We start from the raw sequence: 20,511 nt of genomic DNA, 5'->3' as shown, positions 1-20,511 counted from the left end.
ATAACGTTTATTCTTGACCGTATACATCGAAAGAGAAGTATTTATCTTGAATCGTTTTATAAGTACCGTTAGCGCGGATTGCAGCAATCGCTTTGTTTAATTGCTCAACTAAATCCTTGTTTTGTTTACGAACGGCAATACCTGCACCGTGACCAAACCATTTAGGATCATTTAGTTTAGGACCAACAAACTCAAACTTGTCGCCACCTTTTTTTGCTAATAACCCTTCAGAGATAGAGGCAGAGTCAGCGATAACATAATTAAGGCGGCCCGCTTTTAAATCTAAGTATGCTTCATCAAAGGTACCGTAGCGTTTAATTTTTGCAGAAGGGAAATTATCTGAGATGTATAAATCCATTGTTGTTGCACGTTGAACACCAATGTTTTTACCTTTCATGAACGCATCAGTCGCTTCAAATGCAGCCCCTTTAACAGCAGTAAAACGTGCTGGAATATGTTGGTATTTATTAGTGAAAGCCACTTGTTTCAAACGCTCTTCAGTAATATCCATTGTCGCAATAATTGCATCAAATTTACGTGCTTTAAGCGCCGGAATAATACCATCCCAATCTTGTTTTACTAACGTACATTTTGCACCCAATTCATCACATAACGCATTAGCGATATCGATATCAAACCCAGTAACACTGCCGTCTTCTTCTGTTTTACTAAATGGAGGGTATGCACCTTCAACACCAATACGTATTTGTTTCCATTCTTTTGCTTGTGCCGAATTAAATGCAAAAGCAAATAATGCGATTAGTAGGCTGATTTTTTTCATTGTATTTCCTTATATTATGATAGATAGCTGTTTTAAAAATTTTTACTAAATTGATTTATAACATTAACCGCTTTAATTAAGCACTTATTTTAATTAAACGTTTAGCAGTCTCATCTAATAAACAGTAGAGATAAACTGCTTAAAACGTTCCGATGAAGGATTCTGAAAGATATCTTCAGGCTTACCTTGTTCTTCCACTAAACCTTGGTGTAAAAATAATACTTTATTTGATACGTCTCGTGCAAAAGCCATTTCATGTGTTACCACTAACATGGTGCGGCCTTCTTCGGCTAAATCACGCATAACGGTTAACACTTCACCGACTAATTCAGGATCAAGTGCGGAAGTCGGTTCATCAAATAACATCACTTCCGGTTCAACCGCTAACGCCCGCGCAATAGCAACACGTTGTTGTTGTCCACCAGAAAGCTGGCCTGGGTAATAATCTTTACGTTCATATAAGCCAACACGTTGTAATAAAGCTTCTGCTTTTACAATGGCTTCTTTTTTAGGCACCCCGAGTACATGTACAGGGGCTTCGATGACATTTTCAAGAACCGACAAATGTGACCAAAGATTAAAACTTTGAAAAACCATCGCTAAACGACTACGAATACGTTCAACTTGTTTAATAGATGCAGGAATAGCACCACGTTTTTTATCCATCTTCATTTTGATTAATTCACCATTAACCAAAATATCCCCTGACGTCGGTGTTTCAAGTAAATTAACACAACGTAATAAAGTACTTTTCCCTGAGCCAGATGCACCAAGAATAGAGATCACATCACCTTGATGAGCTTCTAAGTCGATACCTTTTAATACTTGATTATCCGCGAAGGATTTATGTAGGTTTCTAATCGAGAGAGTAGGTGCTGTCATTGCTAATATTCATTATTGATAGTTGGATTCATTATTTATTGTACCTATTTTGGAGAATAAATTAATAAAATTAATGCAAACCTTTACTCTGCATCAATTTTTTAAGTTGTACAATATAATAATTCCCTTTAATTTTCTAAAAACATCTCAAAACTACGCATTAACGCCGTTAAATTGATGCAAAACAAGTGCTAGGCCAAACTTTCACATATTCCTTTACAAAAAAGTCGAGCATGTTATCGTGCGCGCGATCCCAATTTCTTACAAATTATACAAAAAAGGTACATGAAGTGTCACAATCAATTAATTACGCTAATCCTGCCCCATTAGGCCTAATGGGCTTTGGCATGACTACAGTTTTACTAAATATTCACAATGCTGGTTTCTTTCCAATCAGTGCCATGATCCTTGCTATGGGTTTATGTTACGGTGGTATTGCACAGATCATCGCTGGTATTTTAGAATTCAAAAAAGGTAATACTTTTGGATTAACCGCTTTCACATCATACGGCTTTTTCTGGATCAGCTTAGTCGCACTTCTATTATTTCCTCAATTAGGTAATGAAGGCGTAACACAAGCAACACCACATGCATTTATGGCTTGGTACTTAGTAATGTGGGGCATGTTTACTGCATTTATGTTTGTAGGCACTTTACGTGGTAACCGTGTTTTACAATTTATCTTTGGTAGCTTAACGGTTTTATTCTTCCTATTAGCTATCCGTGATTTCACAGGTTCTGAGTTAATTGGGCGTATTGCTGGTTATGAAGGCATTGTTTGTGGTTTAAGCGCAATCTACTTAGCAATGGCAGAAGTGATCAATGAGCAATATGGTCGCACCGTTTTACCTATTGGCGAACGATAAGCACGATTGCTTTTAAAGTTAGCACTCGCTTTAGTACGACAACAGCTTTAAATTTAATTTTAATAAACCGAGCCATTATCGCTCGGTTTTTTTATACCTAATAAAAGCTGCTAATAGCATAAAGAGATCACTTCCATGCCCTAGGTTAATAAATGGCATATCAGTAAAACTTGCTTTACATTAACTTCCACCTTCTAACTCTCTTCTTCTTATCTTTTGTTCTACATAGCTTATTTTTTCTACATAATTCTTTTTCTTTCAATCCACTACAAAAATTCTGCAACAAATGATTAACAATTCTATTGAAAAACATTTAGACTGGAACAATGCTTAAAAATGTGACGCAGATCTTACTAGTTGGTTATTTTTTGTTAACTAAGTAGGATTTTTTAATACTGGCCTTAAATCAGGAAAAACAATGAAAGCTGTAAAAACCATTGATAGAAAACAAGTTAGACCAACAGACGCTTATATCGAAGATAATATGGAACCCAAAACAGTTGCATTCAGCACTATAACTGTTGTTCAGCAGATGATGGATGTTGATGCCAATATCGCAGGCAATGTTCACGGTGGCTCAATAATGAAGCTAGTCGATAACACTGCTTGTATGGTAGGAATGCGCCATACTGGCGGTAATGCCGTAACTGTTTCTTTGGATCGCCTAGACTTCCACTCTCCAGTATATGTAGGTGATATTCTTAGAATTAAAACCAGTGTTAACTTTGTTGGCTCAACGTCGATGGAAATTGGCGCTCGAATCGAAGCAGAATCAGTATTAACAGGTGAAGTTCGCCATACTGCATCCGCTTACCTGACCTTTGTTTCTTTAGATCCAGAAGGAAAACCGCGTCAAATTCCGCAGATCATTTGTGAAACAGAGAAACAAAAAGACCGTTTTGCAGCTGCACTAAAACGTAAACAAAAACGTTCAGATGCGAGAAAAGAAGCCAAAGAACGCTCTCAGCAGAAGCAATTACTAGCAAGTTAAAAAATAACTTAAAGCTAACGGCTAAAGAGGTTAAAGCTGCGGTCAGGATCCTTCCAATCTGAATAGACCCAGGTTTAACCTTTTTAAATAACCTCAGTACGAAATAAGTAACGCTTTAAATGACTTAAAAAACTATTGCTTACATACCGACTCTTCTCTTTAAATAACCTTGATATAAAAACGTTAAAGCTTAAAATTGTCTTCAGCATTTTTCAGTCGCCCCTATTTTTAGCAATCAGAGCACGAAAAAATAAAACAGGAAATAAATGTCACATCATATTGAAGATTTATTAGCACAGTGGAGCAGATTCCCAAATGAAAAATGGGTTATGGCTGTCATTACCAAGATTCAAGGATCCTCTTATCGTAAAACCGGTGCAATGATGTTATTTCACTCCTTAGGGAAAAGTATCGGGTTAGTCAGCGGTGGTTGTTTAGAAGGCGACTTACTGCGACATGCTCAACGTGCTATTCAGCAAGACCAAGCGATTAATATCACCTATGATGCAAGTGATGAATCAGATGCAAGCTATCAACTAGGTTGCGGTGGTATTGTTGATTTATTATTAATCCCCGTTACTGCTGAAAATAACTATCTGCATTTATCAACATTAATGGAAACATTAACATCGACTAATTGCGAATATCACTTGCCCTTAGTAAAAACAGGCACTCAAGCCGCCTCTATTTCAGCAAACGTAATACCAATTACCAACAAAACTGATTATGATTTCAGTAAAAGTACATACGGTAAAGCTAACGATACTTCTGATGTGACAGTACTCCAAATCCCCTGTCGAACAAGGTTCCATCTCGCTATTTTCGGTGGAGGGTTAGATGCGCAACCTTTAGCAAAGATGGCGATACAGTTAGGCTGGAAAGTAACCGTGTTTGATGAGCGATCGAGTTATGCACATCAACATCACTTTCCTGATACCAACATTATTAAACAACCTATTTCTGCATTAGGAACGAAACACTTGCTAGATATTGATGGCGTCATCGTCATGCAACACAATTTAAGCTTGGATGCATTAGCACTCAAATTAATTAGTCAAAGTAACCAAGCCTATATCGCTTTATTAGGTCCCCTACATCGACGCGACCAAGTTTTTAATAAAGCCAATATTAGCTTAAATGACTTCAAAGGCTTCTTTTCAGCTCCAGCGGGATTCAATATAGGTGGTGAACTACCGGAATCTATCGCATTAAGTATATTAGCGGAGTGCCATGCTGTATTTCATCAACGCACTCAATTACTAAACTGATGCTATTACTGTTACTGAATTTAAAAGTAATGAATCAACTTCAATCAATAAAATCCAGTGAAGTGTTGTGGTTACTTTAATAGCAGTAATAAAGCAAAGTTCATCAATCAAGGTAGTGGAGTATTGTGGATAAAATAATAGAAGCGATAAATAATGGCCCGCAAAAAACCATAACCTTAGTGTTATTGGCGGCAGGTAAAAGTAGTCGATTCAAGGGGATTAAATTAGCCCAACCGATTATTGACTTTAATGCGCATAGCACTTTAATCGAGCAGCCGTTATTACTGCATAGTTTAGATAAATTAAACTATTTGGCAGATTATTTAATCGCCAACAACATCAATAGTCGAGTGGTTGTTGTACTTGGCTCTCACCACAAGGAATTAAGTGCACTACTGCCCAAATCGACGGTTTTTATAATCAATAAACAAAGTGAACAGGGTTTATCAACGTCTATTAAAGTAGGTGTTAAAGATGCGATATCAACGAATGCTAGCGGCTTAATATTAGCCCTTGCTGACCATATTGGCGTGAGTTATAGCGACTATGTAAAGTTAGCTGATCTTTGGATATTAAAAAAACACAGTATTTGTGCCTCATACCAATCGCAGTTAGGAGTTCCAGCGCTATTTACTGCCGATCAGTTTTCAGCTTTAGCGCAGCTTAATGGCGACAAAGGTGCCAAACCTTTATTACAACAATTAGCACACAATAAACAATTAACTTGTTTAGATTTACCCAGTGCCATTAATGATATTGACACTCAAAATGACCTTTTGAAATGGCAAGAATCCAAGTTAAATCAATCACTAACTTAAATAAGTCATTAAGTTAAATCAGTCACTAACTTAAATAAAAACTTTAAATAACCACCAACAGTTCAAAACAAAAAAACCCGAAAAATCGGGTTTTTAAATCACATGGTGAACTATAAATTATGCTTTTGCTAAAGCACTTTTTAATTCACTCGGACGCATTGGGATTTTACGTAAACGTACCCCCACAGCTTGATAGATTGCATTAGCGATTGCAGGTGCAACAGGTGTTACAGCTGGCTCGCCTAGCCCCGATGGTGGCATTTTACTGGCAATAAACTCAATCTGAACTTCTGGTGTTTGGCCTAAACGTAAAGGCGTATAAGTATCAAAGTTTGTATCTTTGTACTGACCATTAAGCAACTCAGTTCCTTCGTATAGGGCCATTGATAATCCCCATAATGCAGCACCCTGACATTGCGCTTCCGCACCATTTGGATCAACAATAATACCGGCATCAATGGCAATCACTAACTTTTGAACATTGACAAGACCATTACTTTTATCCACGTGGACCTGAACAGCACAGGCAACCCAAGTAGGCATATCTCGTTCTTGACCAAAGGTAGAAGCAATACCAAGTCCTGTATCTTGAGCTTGTTCAGTGCCCCAACCAATCATATCAGCAGCTTTTTTAAGTACCGCAGCTTGACGTGCAGCACCACCTTCAGAAACCGCATTATTGCCTGCATTTCGCCCTTCAGCAATGAGCATATCCAAACGGAACTGCAACGGATCTTTACCGGCATGATGCGCGGCTTCATCCATAAAGCTTTCCACCGCCCAACCAGTCCAGCCCGGCCCAACTGAACGCAACCAGCCCGGTCTAAAAGTCGCCATTGCTAAGTCATTTGAAACAGCACGTACTTTTTGTGCGCCAACGCTATACCAATGATCTGCGCCTGCAATTGCAAAGGGATCATAAACCTCGCCATTTATACCTTTAGGCATAAAACCAGGTGCTAATTCCTGCGTTGGCCAGCCTGCGGTTGCGTGATGTTCCATGGCAGTCACCGCTTTGTTATCGTCAAAGGCCATTTTTAATTGTTGAACAGAAGCAGATCGCGCACTATCAAATAACATATCTTGCGGGCGCATCAATATCATTTTAACTGGCTTACCGCCTAATGCTTTAGAGGTTAACGCAGCAGGGATCGTATAATCACCATTCAGTCTTCGCCCAAAACCACCACCTAACATATAGGTACGGATCACAATATTTGCGGCATCTTCACCCAATGCAGTCGCTAATACAGGCAAAGTAAGCGACTGCCACTGACAACCTGAATGCACTTCCCACACACCATTCGGATTTTTAAATACCAACGCATTCAAAGGCTCCATTTGTGCATGTAATACTGTGCTAGTGATATATTCATGAGCAATAGAACTGCTGGCACTCTCAAAAACAGGCTCAGTTTTTACATTACCCGTATCTAAAATACCGCCTTTACTTGCATCATCAAGTAACGTTTTACCATGGGCGATGATATCTGCTTCAGAGACATCAACCGTTTTACCCGCATCCCAGGTCACTTTCACTAATTTTGATGCTTTTTGTGCTGCAATGAAACTACTAGCGATCACCATTAACCAACCAGGTACGCTGCCACTAGCATCTTCTAATACGATTGTTTTTTGGTAACCTTTGACAGCTTTTGCTGCTGAGTCATCAAATGAAACAACTTTAGCGCCATAACGCGTTGGGGGTAATATAGGGTTCGCATACACCATGCCATCGACTTTAGCGTCAATACCATAGATAGTTTTACCATTGGTTTTGTTAGCTACGTCAAGCGACGTCACTTGTTGCCCTACTAGCTTAAGATCTTGATTTGGTTTAAGCGGTAATGTTTTTAACTCTTCTTCGGTAAACTGACGAGTTAAACCTAAGGACACTAATTCACCAAAGGAAAGCTCACCTTTACTTGAAATTATTTTACCGTTTTTAGCTTCACAATCTTTTGCTGAAAGCCCCCATTTTTTAGCTGCTGCTTCAATTAACGCTGTACGACCTGCGGCACCAGCTTGACGGTAAACTGGCCAACTTTGTGAAATAGACCAACTACCACCAGTTACCATGTAACCCCAACGTGGGTCACTATCAACATGGATAATTTCAACATCATCCCAGTCGGCTTCTAGTTCATCGGCTAAAATACGCGCGATCGCAGTACCAACGTGCTGCCCCATTTCTGAGCGCATAATATTGACTTTAATTTTGCCGGCAGTATCAATTGAATACCACAATGAAGGCTCATAAAGTTCGCCTTCACTTGGTAACACTTTACCGTCAGCACTTTCAGGATCCATTGCCGCCATTAAATGACGAGGAAAACCAAAGCTGATACCAACCGCTGTCATACCAATTAAAAAACCACGGCGGGTAATGCTCGGTGAACCACGTTTAGGTAATCTACTCATGATTGCACTCCTTTAATTTCAATGGCATTTGCAGCTTCATGAATAGCACTGCGGATACGTACATAAGTCATACAACGACATAAGTTACCACCCATCACCGCATCGATATCTTTATCCGTTGGTTTTGGAATATCTTTCAACAATGCAGCCGCCTGCATAATTTGTCCTGATTGACAGTAACCACATTGAGGCACTTGTAAGTTTTTCCAAGAAATTTGCAAAGGATGATCGTCTTTTTCTGACAACCCTTCAATAGTTGTTATTTCAGCACCTTCCACCGACGAAACCGGTGTAATACATGAACGTGTCGCACGTCCACCTACATGGACGGTACAAGCGCCACAGGTACCAATACCACAACCAAATTTAGTACCGGTCATATTAAGTTCGTCACGAATAACCCACAGTAAAGGAGTATCGCTTTCTACATCGGCAGTTTTTGCTTCGCCGTTTAAAATAAATTTTGCCATTGTCACTTCTCCTGTGAATTATTGCTCAAATCGAGGTTGATTGCGGATTTCAGTTACTTTCTGTTGCAATTCAGGCCAAGCCTCTTGACCTGCCGATTGACGTAAATATGCTGCGATTGCACTAATATCTTGATCGCTTAATGCATCACGGAACCCTGGCATCACAACACCACTTATACCTTGATCGCTGCGCACACCATCTAATATTACGTTAACCAAGTTAGTTGGTTGTTCAAGGTGAGTTGCTGAACCTAGTGTTAATAATGGACGACCTTTAACGAGTTCTTCACTGCTGTAATGACAAGCTTGGCAAGCCGTTGCATATAAGCGAGCACCTTCATCAATACGAAGATCAGTTTGGGTATGTTGCGCAGCAATAGCAGTTTGTAAATTAGCATTAGCAGCAGGATCATCACTTTCATTAGCGCCGCTATGGTCAGCAAAATACAAACTAATCGCTTGCACATCCTGCTCTGGCAATGCAGATAAACCTTTGTGCATTACCGGTGCCATCGGACCTGCAGCACTACCGTGATAAGGTGAGTTACCCGTAGTTAAGTATTCATAAAAATCCTGCGCACGCCAAGGGATCGGGGAAGTACTTGTTGCCGTTAATGAAGGAGCTATCCAACCATCAATATCCGCACCTTGATACATTTGGTCGTATTTTTCACCACCAAGCGCATTACGCGGCGTATGACATGCGCCACAGTGTGCAATACCTTCAGCTAAATAAGCGCCACGATTCCATTGCTCTGATTTGTTTTCATTGACTTTAAATGCATCGCTATCGGCAAATAACAACTTCCAACCAGCTTGTAACCAACGAATATTAAGCGGGAATGGAATACCATTTTCTTTTTTCACTTGATTAACTGCTGGCACTGAGGTCATGATATAAGCATAAATAGCGCGAATATCTTCATCTGTCATTTTATTAAAGTGCTCAAAAGGAAATGCTGGTAATAAATGATGTCCATCACGGCTTACACCACTACGCATAGCACGATTAAATGCTTCCTCTGACCAACTGCCAATACCTGTTTCAACATCTGGCGTGATATTACTCGAATAAATCGTACCAAACTCAGTGTGCATTTCGTAGTTACCTGCGTAAGGTGTACCACCTGTGGGTGTATGACAAGTACTGCAATAACCGGCAGCTGCAAGTACTTTGCCTTGCTCAATAACTTGTGGGGAATAATCACTCTTAACTGGAGGGGTTATTGGATCAATAGAGGGGTTCCAAGCATAAAAGCTGAATAAACCAAGTCCAATAATTACTGCGCCAGATACGCCATAAACAATACGTTTTAGCATATTACATTGCCTTATTTAAAAAATATTTCGGGGGGCAGAGAGTGAACTAACACTCCCTGTTTGACTTCGTATTACAGGTAATATTTATGTAAAAATTATTTACCATGATTTGAGACAATAAAACCTATAATCGACGCCAATTTTAATGTTAATAAAATGTGAAAGCAACCTTCAGAGGCCAGTAATCACTTAACAAGTTAACTGATTAGCCTATTATATGTTTGAATATCTAATAAGAGTTAAAGACTCGACAGTGCAAGTCAGTAATGAATAACAAAGTAATAATATTCGTTATCATTTAGATGCAAAAATTAACTGTTCTTAAACTAATAAGTCCCAATTAATAAAGCTTAACTGAGAGATAAAATTGAGAACTAGCATTGTAGAGTTAAGGTTAATATTTAACGAGAATATTTAACGAATTAAGCTTAGCTAGTTCAAAGCAGGCCATCAATTAAATAGCCCGCTTTGTATTTTTCTTTACTTTAGATTCTACTTAACTCAAGCGGCTGTTTACTATGGTTGCTGCATCGTTGGAGCAAGCACCACTTCTCTTATGCACACTTGTTGAGGTTGTGCATAAACATACTCAACTGCCTGCGCAATATCATCAGGCATTAGCACGCCGCCCATTTCCTCTTTCCATGCTTGGTAGCCGTTTACAATATCTTTTGATGTTGTATGTGAAAGTAACTCAGTTTCTACCGCTCCAGGGGCAATAGTACATACACGCACATTACTGCTTGCAACTTCTTCACGTACGTTTTCAGTGATAGCGTGTACTGCAAATTTAGAACCGCAATAAGCAGCATGATTTGGGAAAGTTTTACGACCGGCTACCGAGCTGATATTAATAATGGTTCCAGTTTTACGTGCTTTCATCGGTGCTAATACCGCTTGCATACCATTCATCAGACCAATAACGTTAACATCAAACATGGTTTTCCATTCTTCTGGATTTTGTACATCAAGTTCACTTAATAACATTACACCGGCATTATTGACGATACAATCAGCTGCGCCATAAGTCGCTTCTGCTTTAGCAATCGCAGCGGTAAATGAGGCTTTGTCAGTAACATCTACTTGTTCACATAGAGTATTAGGTAAGTTAAGTGCCTGTATACGCTCAACTCGACGTGCCAATAATAATAATGGATGACCACTGTTACTTAGACGACGTGCAATCGCTTCACCAATACCAGAACTCGCGCCAGTGATCACTACTAATTTTTTCATATTCAACTCCATTACTTTTTATACCTACACAGCTAGTTTGCTGCAATGGATACATTATAAAAAATGAATCTATGTTGATATATATGGCTGAAGTTAAAATACTGTTGTTGTACAGCAACAATAGACTCATGTTCGAGAAACATCCTTGAAAAAGGTAGTGCTCGCTTTTAATCCTGAATGCTGTGTTCATCCAAATATAAAATCAGCTAGTAATGAGGAAAATAGATTCTAGCCAAATAAGTGAAAGAGCAACGGCTATAGAGTACATGGGCTTGCTGCAGCTAAAATTGTTGTAGATGAAGTTGTTGTAGATGAAGTTATTGTAGATAGAATTGTTGAAGCTGAAACTTTTGCAGATTAAATTACTGAAGATGTTCCTCGAAACGGTTTTTTATAAAATCAATAAATTCACGTAAGCGCTTAGGGCGATATTTATCACTGTGGTAAATGGCTGAAAATGCCACCAATGGTACATGCCACTCTGGCAGTAGTTCTATAAGGGCACCCTTTTCTATTTCCTCCTCACAATACATTTTAGGCACTCTGATAATACCAGAGCCTGCCAACGCTCCCTGCAAAAGTGCATGACCATTTTTACAAATCAACTGCCCTGTTATATTGATATCACAGTGTTGCTCTGGATTTGCTACACGGTTAAAACTCCAGCGCTTAACCGAGCCAGTCAAACAACGATGTAACGCAAGCTCTTGAGGATGGCTTGGGCTACCATAATTTTTTATGTATGCAGGACTAACAAGCGTCACAATATTGATATCCATGAGTTTTTTGGCAACAAACCCGAGATCCTCAATATCCCCCATTCTAAAAGCGATATCAAACTCATCATTGATTAAATCAACGCGATGGCTGCTAAAATCTAACTCAACTTTTATTTGCGGATATAACGCCATAAATTCACTGATATACCGAGCAACAATTTCTTCGCCAATATAACCGCCAACACAATTGATACGAATAAGACCTCGGGTTTGTTGTGTATCGTCTACCGCTGCAATAAGTGCCTGATCAATATTTTGCAATGCACTTTCACATTGTTTAAATAATTGCTCACCGGCAACGGTCAACTTAAGCGTGCGTGTAGTTCGTGTCAGTAATTTAACCGAGATTTTATTCTCTAATGCAGTTATTTGACGTGACACATGAGAACGAGAAACACCTAATGCTTCAGCTGCTTTAGTAAAGTTACCCAACTGTGCAATAAGCACAAATGAGCGAATATCGGCTAGGTTAATATTATTCAGCATAGTAAGTTCCAAACAAATGATATGTTCAAGTTAATCATCAACTTCAAATCGGCACAAGCAAATCAGCATTGTAAAGTTTAAAGCTTAACTTGTTAATAAGATGCCTGCTTTCACTTCGATTATCCCAGCAGAGATGAGTTATCTTTTCATCATACTGGCCATGGTTTTCAAAGCAGTATTTAGTGAGTGTTTAGTGAGTGTTATACCCGTTATAATTTGTCTACACCACTAAAAAAATAATGATATAAATCATAAAATATTACAAAAAGACTGCAATCAATCATTAATTTTGTCTTTTTTATCTATTTAGGTCTAGCCTGAAGATTAATCAAATATTTAGGCTGGATGCTTACAATGAATAAAGAAAGACTGTTTCCTGAAAGTGAAATATTACTATCAACGACGGATCTAAAAAGTCACATCACATACGCCAATAAGAGTTTTTGTGACATTGCAGGATACTCTTTAGACGAGTTGCAAGGACAAACACATAATATAGTGCGGCATCCCGATATGCCCAAAGCTGCATTTGCAGATTTATGGCAGTATACCCAATCAGGGAAATCGTGGATGGGACCAGTAAAAAATCAATGTAAAAATGGAGATTATTATTGGGTTAATGCTTTTGTCACTCCAATCAAAAATAAACAAGGCGAAGTTTTTGAGTATCAATCTATCAGAACGAAACCAGATCGAGAAGTTGTCGACCGTGCTGAGCAGGTTTATAAAAAAATTAATCAGGGTAAATTACCTTTCCTTTTAAAATTCACTATTGACCTTACGCTATGGTTTCAAGTCTTTTTTATCGCCTTCTTCCTATACTCTTTATATATAGTCGCTTTAACTGAAATCAGCTCACTTATTAGCCTGCCAATGTTATGTATTTCAGGCATATTAACAGCGCTTTTTTATAATTGGCGTAAAAAATTCAAAAAGTTAATCCAACAAGCCAAAAGTGTTTTTGACAATCCCTTAATGAGCTACATTTATGCAGGCAATAATAATGCAATCAGTGCAATTACATTGGCATTAAACATGCGAGAAGCTGAACTGAAAGCTATTGTAGGAAGAGTTTGTGATGTTTCAGATGAAATTACTAAAACGGCCAAAGAATCAGAACAATCAGGCGCCAATATTTCAAAAATATTATCGCAGCAAAATAATGAAACAGAGCAAGTCGCTACGGCGATGAATGAAATGTCTGCAACGATACAAGATTTGGCTTTGGTCATAGATCATTCTGCTCAATCTGCAAAGCAAGGACTAGCAAGTAGTCATCAAGGGCAACAAATAGTTGAAGAAAATATCAATGCGAATGATTTGCTAGCGAAGCAGTTGAATGAAGTAGATCGAGCGATATTAAGGTTAGTTAATGCATCACAATCTATTGAAACAGTATTGAATGAAATTAGTGGCATTGCCGATCAAACAAATTTATTGGCACTCAATGCAGCAATTGAAGCTGCTCGAGCAGGTGAACACGGACGAGGTTTTGCAGTGGTGGCTGATGAAGTGAGAGCACTTGCAATGCGTACCCAACAATCAACATCTGAAATTAATAAATTGTTAGGACAATTACAATCAGAATCTAAACTTGCAAATACGGCAATGAAAAAAGGAGCCTTACTCTCAGATAATTGCGTGCAACTTTATGGTAAAACGGGCGAAGCATTAGAAAATATAACGTCGCAAGTCAATGAGCTATCGAACTTAAATATACAAATTGCAACAGCGATAGAAGAACAATCTTTAGTTTCTGAAGAAATAAATCGCAACATCGTGGCCATTTCTGACATGTCCAGAAATACCGAAATAGAAGGCCAAAAGTCTGTACAACTATCGACTAGACTATTACTTAAACTTGAGCAACAACAGGTTCTAGTGACTCAATTTATTTAAAACGGTAGCATTACGATCCAAATAAAAGTTTATTTTTATCATATGAATAAGCTTTTGCTAATTTAATATCTATCTCGTAAATGATATAGAATGGTTAGTTACAGTTGAATTAACTGGGTTATGGTTGTGGGTAAGGGTAAGGTGAAAATTAAGTAATATGAATTTGAACCTAATTATCCGTTTATTGAACATTAGCATCAGCAAAATAAGCTGGATAATTATTATGTTATTCAAAACATTTTTTGAATAACATAATCTGGGTTAACGAACTCCATATACAACACAGCTCGTTATTAATAACTCTTTCTTTGGGGATCTGTTCCCTCACGAAACTCATCGGATAGTTCTGTTAATAACGTTTGGTCAGCAAGCCCTTCTGAACGAATCGCTAACAACTGTGGCCAAGCTCTTGAACGGCTATGCCCATCAAATAATACAGCCATCTTCTCATCTCTTTTTTGTAGCAACTTATAGATCAACAAGTACTTGTTATGTGCACTTTCATCTTGCTTCGATATTACCGTTTGCGATGCCTCTAATACCAAGTTGCAATATTTTTCAATAGCAATCTCTTTAATAGATTTGAATATTTCCCAGTCAGATTCTTTCAAATTACAGTCCCATATTATAAATATGCCGATTCGATAATTGTACAGAATAATTTCACCTTAACAGTAAAAATCCACAATAGAATAACTGTAATTTGAACTCGGTTATGACTTATTCAATTCCACTACAACAACTTACTCTCTATTTGATTAAACACTAAAAAAAAATAAGTCATTGTTTTAAAGGAAAATAATAACTTAATTTAAAAATATTGTTAATTAACACCATAAAAACCATAAGCACCATTTATTCGTGACGTTAAATAGCTTCTGCTCACACTTACTTATTAAACCGATCAGTATGCTTACAACCTCAGTTAATTCAGTTAACAAATAACACACACTTTATTAACACAGAAATAAAGCAGAGGTTTTATAAACCCTGCTCTGAGAAAGAAAATAAAGCCGGAATGGGCAGCTACTAGCTCAATACTTATTCTATTTAAGAAACAAGGAAGGATGTAAGTTAATGATGAAATTAAAAAAACTATTCACTGGCGCAGTAGTTGCGACCGCAGTACTTATCTCAACTAATTCTGCTATTGCAGCAGATTATCCACCTCATACTATTAATATGGTAGCGCCTTCAGGTGCAGGTGGTGGTTGGGATTTAACTATTCGTACCGTGGCTAAAACATTAAAAGATACCGGTATTGTAGAGTCCAACATGCCTGTAGTGAATCGCCCTGGTGGCGGTGGTGCTGTGAACTTAGCTTACATGCAAACACAAAAAGGAAAAGGCGATCTTATTTCAGTTTATTCGCCACCTATTTTATTAACTAACTTAACGGGTTTAACTCAATACAGTTATAAAGATACAACCCCTATTGCACGTTTAATCACTGATTATGCGGCTTTTGTTGTGCCAGAAAATTCAAAATACAAATCGATTAAGCAGATAATGGATGCACTTAAAGCAGATCCTAAATCAGTCAAAATTGGTGGTACGTCTGCTGCGGGTTCAATGGACCACATTCAATTTTTATTAGTGGCTAAAGCTGCGGGTGTTGAGAACCTTCGTCAAATTGATTATATCTCTTTTCAGGATGGTAGCTTAATTGCGCAAGCTTTAGGTGGCCACGTTGACATCATTTCAACAGGTTTAGGCGATGTTGCAGGACTTGTTGAGAGTGGAAAATTACACGCATTAGCACAAACTGCCGACAAACGAATTGGCACTGGCTTAATCGCTGATATTCCAACTGTTAAGGAAGAAGGCATTGATGTCACCTTTGAAAACTGGCGTGGTCTATTTGGTCCAAAAGATATGCCTGAAGAAGCTGTAAATTACTGGCGTGATGCGTTACAAAAAATGGTCGAAACGACAGAATGGAAAGCAGCATTAAAACGTAATGGTTGGGACAATGCTTATCAAGATAACCAACAATTCACTACCTTCTTAGCAGATACTAACGAGCAATATAAAACCTTAATTAAGGAAGTATTTGGTCGATAACTGCTGCACTTAAATTCTGTATTTTCAATTAGGTACTTAAGCACCGTGTTTAAGTGCCTAGTTTAAGTACCAAGTTTAGTTATTAAGCTTAAGTAATAAGTGAAAGCAATAAGTTTAAATACAGGGCTAAATCAATCGCAGCCTCGCTTTAAAATATAATGAAGCTTTGTGTAAAAAGCAAAGCTTACTCCCTTAAGATTATGCACATAAAAAAAACCATAATAGGCAACATTATTGGTTAAAAAGCATAACTTAATCACTCGATTTTTTAGGTGTCATATGTCAAATATAAAATACAATTGGGATGGCCTTACAGGGTTATTTAGCATCGTATTTGGGCTTGCCTACGGTGGGTATGCATATAGTTTACCTCAACCAATGTTTGGCAATCCATTAGAAGCTATCTTTCTACCACTTGCCGTTTCAGCTATTTCTATTTTTATTGGTGTGCTGCTTATCCTCACCAGTGGTTTCATGCCTTCACTATTAGCGATTAAAGCGTTATTAAATGAAAGCCCACAACGCAAAAGCGATCGCAGAAAAATAGCGATTACATGTATCATTTGTGTCCTTTATGCAATGTTATTTGAACATGCCGGATACGTAATCAGTACTTTCCTATTCATGTTTTCCATGCTGACAGTGACATGTGGTAAAACATTCTGGAAAAAAAGCGCTTTAATTTCAATCATTTTTGCGGGTGGTATTTTCATTACTTTTAATGAAATGCTGTCAGTTAATCTTCCTCCATTCCCATTTTTTAATTAAAAGAGCTCATTACCATGGATATTTTAACGAATTTAATGAATGGCTTTGGCGTCGCTCTTCAGCCTTATTACTTATTTTTAATCTTAGTTGGCGGTATTTTAGGGACGGTTATTGGCATGCTTCCCGGCCTAGGGCCTGCAACTGGAGTCGCCATTTTATTACCCATGACCTTTTCAATGGGCCCAACAGCGTCACTTATCATCATGATGGGGGTTTATATTGGCGCCATGTTTGGCGGATCACGTAGCTCAATTTTAATCAATACCCCAGGTGATGGTGCAGCACTTGCCGCCACTTTTGACGGCTACCCCATGGCAATGAAAGGCCGTGCTGAAGCGGCGCTCGCGATCTCTGCAATTGCTTCATTAATCGGCGGCACCATTGCTGCAGTATTAATGACATTAATGGCCGAGCCAGTTGCTGGGTTAGCAATCAAATTTGGTCCTGCTGAATACTTTCTATTAATGGTCGCAGCACTTTCTATGACCGTTTCTATGTCCAAAGGTAATATGCTAAAAGGCTTTTTATCGATGTGTATCGGGTTAGCGATATCGACCGTTGGAATTGATGGACAATCGGGCTTACAACGCTTTACTTTTGGTGTATTAGAACTGCAAACTGGAATCGATTTCTTAGTCGTCATTATTGGTATTTACGCATTAGGAGAAGTATTTAAAAGTTTCCGTACATTGAGTGAAGGCACTAAAAAAGCACAAACTAAATTTAAGAAAATTTGGATAAGTAAAGAAGATTGGCAACGTTCAAAATGGCCAATCCTTCGCAGTGCGCCAATTGGCTTTATCATTGGTGCACTTCCTGGCGCCGGTGGCACCATGGCATCGCTTATGTGTTATAACAATGAAAAGCAATTATCTAAAAATAAAAGTGAATTTGGGCATGGTGCCATTGAAGGATTAGCAGCGCCAGAGTCAGCCAATAATGCAGCATCTATTGGCGCGATGATCCCAATGCTATCACTTGGTGTACCAGGGTCAGGTACTACAGCTGTAATGATGGGTGCGTTATTGATGCTAGGTATTCAACCAGGTCCTTTATTATTCGCTCAACACCCAGATACAGCTTGGGGCTTAATCGCGAGTATGTTTGTTGCCAATGTGGTACTTGCTATTGTTAATATTCCACTTGCTGGTGTGTTGGTGCGCTTATTAGCCATTCCGCCTAAAGTACTTTATCCAATTGTGCTTAGCTTAGCTTTTGTCGGTTGTTATGCGATAAGTGCTTCCGTTGTTGATTTCTATATATTGATAATTTTAGGTGTTGCAGGTGTGATCATGGCTCGTGCAGACATCCCTACTTCGCCAATGATTTTAGCGGCTATTGTCGGTGGACAAATGGAACAGTCATTCCGTCAGGGATATAGAATTTCGAATCAAGATTTAAGTACTTTTATGGATTCTAGTATCGCTCAAGGGTTACTAGTGGTTACATTACTGTCGGTACTGTTACCTATTATTGGTGCGATTCGCGCTAAAAGAATCGAAAAGAAAATCGTGACTCCTTAAATTAATCATTCAGCGCTCATCACTCATCTGTATAAAAGGTAAAACATGAGATATGTCTGTTATTAATATTGCTCTGTGAAAAAGAGTACTCTGCAGCATATTTCACCATCATGATTCTTTAATCCCAAATAATGTAAGTTACAATGGCTTGCGTTATTTGGGTTGTTTCATTATAGGCTCCTAAATTATTGGCTACGTAACAAATTCAATGCCTTCTTTTACCAAAAAAAAGACCTAATGCTAATCAAGCGGATGCTCTCAATGCTTAATTTATAGGAAGTAACACACAATCCACTCTTTACACGCACAGCGACTAGCCTTTATGAAAAGAAACCTTTCTTCTTTATCTAAATTAACCTTTCGTATAAAAGTATTCTTATTACTATTTGGGCTGTTAATGCTGCAAATGTCCGTCATGGTATGGCATTTCGACAGCACCTTATACGAATCGATTAAGCATCAAGTTGGTACTCGGGCGCTCGTTCAGGCTAAAGAAATTGCCAGTGATCCCGTACTAATCAAACAAATTCAAGTAAAAGATCTTGCTTCCTTAAAAATAAATATCGATCGATTATCCACCATATCCGATGCCAGTTTTATTGTGATCGGTGATAAAAATGGCATTCGATTAATACATCCAGTAGAAGAACGTATCGGCCTGCCCATGACAGGCGGTGATAATGCCGGAGTATTAGAACGTGGCGAATCTTATGTCTCGTTAAGGGAAGGCAGCTTAGGTTATGGCGTGCGAGGCAAAACGCCTATTTTTGACAGTAATCATAATGTTATTGGGGTTGTCTCGGTTGGTTATTTATTGAATCGTTTTCAACAATGGCTTGATGTGTATATGACACCGCTTCTTATCGAAGTATTTAGTATTGTTGTACTGACTTTGTTTGCTGCCTGGGGGTTCTCTCGCCATATTCAAAAACAAATGAATGACATGGAACCAGAGCAAATTGCACTTGCGCTTAACTTACAAAAATCGATTTTAAGTTCAGTTTACGAAGGCTTAATTGCCATCGACCGTGAAGGTTATTTTCTGACCATTAACAAATCGGCACTTCAACTATTGGGTATTGAACATCAAATTAAGTACCTAAAAACTAGGCAAATTATTGAATTTGTTTCAAACTCAGAGTTCTTTTTTCGCCATCCTCTGAATGAAAATATCAAAGATGAAATGATCCGTTTGAATGAACACGCTTTAATCGCTAATCGAATTGCTATTTTCAAACAAGATCAACTTATTGGCTGGGTTGTTAGTTTTCGACAAAAAAGTGATATTGACTCCCTCACCACCGAGCTTACCCAAGTTCAACAACACAGCGAAAGCTTACGTGTATTACAGCATGAATTTTCTAATCGCTTAGCGACTATTTCGGGGCTAATTGAAATGGGCAGATTAGATGAAGTAAAACAACTTATTGCGCAAGAAAATAACAGCAAACAAGAATTATTAGATTTTATCCACCAGCATATTCACTTGTCTCAAATCGCGGGATTATTGCTGGGTAAATCTTTACGCGCCAAAGAGTTGAATATATCATTGCGCTTTGATCCTACTTGCCAGTTACATCGACTTAATTCAACACTAAGCGAAACTGAACTTTGTGCAATACTCGGCAATTTAATTGATAATGCCTTTGATGCAACTCAGCAGAACCTTTCTAGCAATCGTATTATTGAAGTTTTAATTACTGACTCAGGAGACGATTTAGTGATTGAAGTAACTGATAACGGCACCGGTATAAAGCCTCACTTAATCGATGACATATGGAAAAAAGGCATTACCAATAAACAAGACAGCCACAATCATGGTATTGGCTTATATTTAGTTCAGCGCTATGTCACTCATGCCAATGGCTTTATCATCGTCGATAATGCTGAACCTCAAGGTTGTATTTTCTCTGTTTTTATCCCCAATAAACGTTAAAGG

17 protein-coding genes are annotated in these 20,511 nt (G+C 38.3%); 9 read left to right on the top strand and 8 right to left on the bottom strand.

Annotated elements, in window-relative coordinates; genetic code table 11:
- Positions 1–7: 7 nt before the first annotated feature.
- Positions 8–781, bottom strand: a complete 774-nt coding sequence (locus MT390_RS16300) for an ABC transporter substrate-binding protein (protein ID WP_166373136.1) — start codon at positions 779–781, stop codon at positions 8–10.
- A 114-nt stretch (positions 782–895) separates the two neighbouring features.
- A complete protein-coding gene (locus MT390_RS16295) occupies positions 896–1,663 on the bottom strand; it encodes an ABC transporter ATP-binding protein (protein ID WP_166373135.1) in 768 nt (255 codons plus the stop codon).
- Between the two features lie 290 nt (positions 1,664–1,953).
- On the opposite strand from MT390_RS16295, the gene MT390_RS16290 reads away from it, so the two are divergent.
- The 4 genes from MT390_RS16290 to MT390_RS16275 all read left to right on the top strand — a co-directional run bounded on the left by MT390_RS16290 (position 1,954) and on the right by MT390_RS16275 (position 5,606).
- On the top strand, positions 1,954–2,529 hold the full coding sequence (locus MT390_RS16290) for an acetate uptake transporter (RefSeq protein WP_346774375.1): 576 nt from the start codon (positions 1,954–1,956) through the stop codon (positions 2,527–2,529).
- A gap of 418 nt (positions 2,530–2,947) precedes the next feature.
- Entirely contained in the window at positions 2,948–3,520 is a 573-nt protein-coding gene (locus MT390_RS16285) for an acyl-CoA thioesterase (protein WP_205963123.1), read from the top strand.
- A 266-nt stretch (positions 3,521–3,786) separates the two neighbouring features.
- The gene (locus MT390_RS16280) at positions 3,787–4,788 is read left to right on the top strand and encodes an XdhC family protein (protein WP_499442140.1); all 1,002 of its coding nucleotides are present in this window, start codon (positions 3,787–3,789) and stop codon (positions 4,786–4,788) included.
- Positions 4,789–4,913: 125 nt separating this feature from the next.
- Positions 4,914–5,606: a nucleotidyltransferase family protein gene (locus MT390_RS16275; protein WP_499442139.1), complete on the top strand. Its 693-nt coding sequence runs from the start codon at positions 4,914–4,916 to the stop codon at positions 5,604–5,606.
- Between the two features lie 117 nt (positions 5,607–5,723).
- Here the strand turns inward: MT390_RS16275 and MT390_RS16270 are convergent, their stop codons facing one another.
- The 5 genes from MT390_RS16270 to MT390_RS16250 form a co-directional block, all read right to left on the bottom strand.
- Entirely contained in the window at positions 5,724–8,027 is a 2,304-nt protein-coding gene (locus MT390_RS16270; protein WP_499442138.1) for a xanthine dehydrogenase family protein molybdopterin-binding subunit, read from the bottom strand.
- Positions 8,024–8,497: a (2Fe-2S)-binding protein gene (locus MT390_RS16265; protein WP_299665880.1), complete on the bottom strand. Its 474-nt coding sequence runs from the start codon at positions 8,495–8,497 to the stop codon at positions 8,024–8,026. The genes MT390_RS16270 and MT390_RS16265 overlap by 4 nt, the downstream gene beginning before the upstream one ends.
- An 18-nt stretch (positions 8,498–8,515) precedes the next feature.
- Positions 8,516–9,817, bottom strand: a complete 1,302-nt coding sequence (locus tag MT390_RS16260; RefSeq protein ID WP_499442137.1) for a cytochrome c — start codon at positions 9,815–9,817, stop codon at positions 8,516–8,518.
- Between the two features lie 516 nt (positions 9,818–10,333).
- Positions 10,334–11,053 (bottom strand): SDR family oxidoreductase, encoded by a 720-nt coding sequence (locus MT390_RS16255; protein ID WP_166373128.1) that lies wholly within the window; start codon positions 11,051–11,053, stop codon positions 10,334–10,336.
- A gap of 362 nt (positions 11,054–11,415) precedes the next feature.
- The gene (locus tag MT390_RS16250) at positions 11,416–12,318 is read right to left on the bottom strand and encodes a LysR family transcriptional regulator (RefSeq protein ID WP_499442135.1); all 903 of its coding nucleotides are present in this window, start codon (positions 12,316–12,318) and stop codon (positions 11,416–11,418) included.
- Positions 12,319–12,672: 354 nt separating this feature from the next.
- Here MT390_RS16250 and MT390_RS16245 point away from each other — a divergent pair, with 354 nt between their 5' ends.
- A complete protein-coding gene (locus MT390_RS16245) occupies positions 12,673–14,217 on the top strand; it encodes a methyl-accepting chemotaxis protein (protein WP_499442134.1) in 1,545 nt (514 codons plus the stop codon).
- A gap of 293 nt (positions 14,218–14,510) precedes the next feature.
- Here MT390_RS16245 and MT390_RS16240 read toward each other — a convergent pair whose 3' ends face one another.
- Positions 14,511–14,828, bottom strand: a complete 318-nt coding sequence (locus MT390_RS16240; RefSeq protein ID WP_299665866.1) for a hypothetical protein — start codon at positions 14,826–14,828, stop codon at positions 14,511–14,513.
- Between the two features lie 466 nt (positions 14,829–15,294).
- Between MT390_RS16240 and MT390_RS16235 the strand changes: the two genes are divergently transcribed.
- The 4 genes from MT390_RS16235 to MT390_RS16220 all read left to right on the top strand — a co-directional run bounded on the left by MT390_RS16235 (position 15,295) and on the right by MT390_RS16220 (position 20,508).
- A complete protein-coding gene (locus MT390_RS16235; RefSeq protein ID WP_499442133.1) occupies positions 15,295–16,281 on the top strand; it encodes a Bug family tripartite tricarboxylate transporter substrate binding protein in 987 nt (328 codons plus the stop codon).
- A gap of 279 nt (positions 16,282–16,560) precedes the next feature.
- Positions 16,561–17,049, top strand: a complete 489-nt coding sequence (locus tag MT390_RS16230; protein ID WP_499442132.1) for a tripartite tricarboxylate transporter TctB family protein — start codon at positions 16,561–16,563, stop codon at positions 17,047–17,049.
- Positions 17,050–17,063: 14 nt separating this feature from the next.
- Positions 17,064–18,572: a tripartite tricarboxylate transporter permease gene (locus MT390_RS16225; protein ID WP_499442131.1), complete on the top strand. Its 1,509-nt coding sequence runs from the start codon at positions 17,064–17,066 to the stop codon at positions 18,570–18,572.
- Between the two features lie 322 nt (positions 18,573–18,894).
- The gene (locus MT390_RS16220; RefSeq protein ID WP_499442130.1) at positions 18,895–20,508 is read left to right on the top strand and encodes an ATP-binding protein; all 1,614 of its coding nucleotides are present in this window, start codon (positions 18,895–18,897) and stop codon (positions 20,506–20,508) included.
- Positions 20,509–20,511 lie beyond the last annotated feature (3 nt).

The organism is Vibrio sp. 2-Bac 85, assembly GCF_037546705.1.
GTDB lineage: Bacteria > Pseudomonadota > Gammaproteobacteria > Enterobacterales > Psychromonadaceae > Psychromonas.
The sequence above is the reverse complement of the archived record's forward strand: the minus strand, read 5'-3'. Positions and strand labels throughout refer to the sequence as shown.

Bases quoted from the DNA above. Each gene is read 5' to 3' on its own strand.
- MT390_RS16295 (WP_166373135.1), bottom strand. From the start codon at position 1,663: ATGACAGCACCTACTCTCTCGATTAGAAACCTACATAAATCCTTCGCG.
- MT390_RS16220 (WP_499442130.1), top strand. From the start codon at position 18,895: ATGAAAAGAAACCTTTCTTCTTTATCTAAATTAACCTTTCGTATAAAA.
- MT390_RS16260 (WP_499442137.1), bottom strand. From the start codon at position 9,817: ATGCTAAAACGTATTGTTTATGGCGTATCTGGCGCAGTAATTATTGGA.
- MT390_RS16285 (WP_205963123.1), top strand. From the start codon at position 2,948: ATGAAAGCTGTAAAAACCATTGATAGAAAACAAGTTAGACCAACAGAC.
- MT390_RS16245 (WP_499442134.1), top strand. From the start codon at position 12,673: ATGAATAAAGAAAGACTGTTTCCTGAAAGTGAAATATTACTATCAACG.
- MT390_RS16235 (WP_499442133.1), top strand. From the start codon at position 15,295: ATGATGAAATTAAAAAAACTATTCACTGGCGCAGTAGTTGCGACCGCA.
- MT390_RS16255 (WP_166373128.1), bottom strand. From the start codon at position 11,053: ATGAAAAAATTAGTAGTGATCACTGGCGCGAGTTCTGGTATTGGTGAA.
- MT390_RS16270 (WP_499442138.1), bottom strand. From the start codon at position 8,027: ATGAGTAGATTACCTAAACGTGGTTCACCGAGCATTACCCGCCGTGGT.
- MT390_RS16280 (WP_499442140.1), top strand. From the start codon at position 3,787: ATGTCACATCATATTGAAGATTTATTAGCACAGTGGAGCAGATTCCCA.
- MT390_RS16300 (WP_166373136.1), bottom strand. From the start codon at position 781: ATGAAAAAAATCAGCCTACTAATCGCATTATTTGCTTTTGCATTTAAT.
- MT390_RS16265 (WP_299665880.1), bottom strand. From the start codon at position 8,497: ATGGCAAAATTTATTTTAAACGGCGAAGCAAAAACTGCCGATGTAGAA.
- MT390_RS16225 (WP_499442131.1), top strand. From the start codon at position 17,064: ATGGATATTTTAACGAATTTAATGAATGGCTTTGGCGTCGCTCTTCAG.
- MT390_RS16250 (WP_499442135.1), bottom strand. From the start codon at position 12,318: ATGCTGAATAATATTAACCTAGCCGATATTCGCTCATTTGTGCTTATT.
- MT390_RS16230 (WP_499442132.1), top strand. From the start codon at position 16,561: ATGTCAAATATAAAATACAATTGGGATGGCCTTACAGGGTTATTTAGC.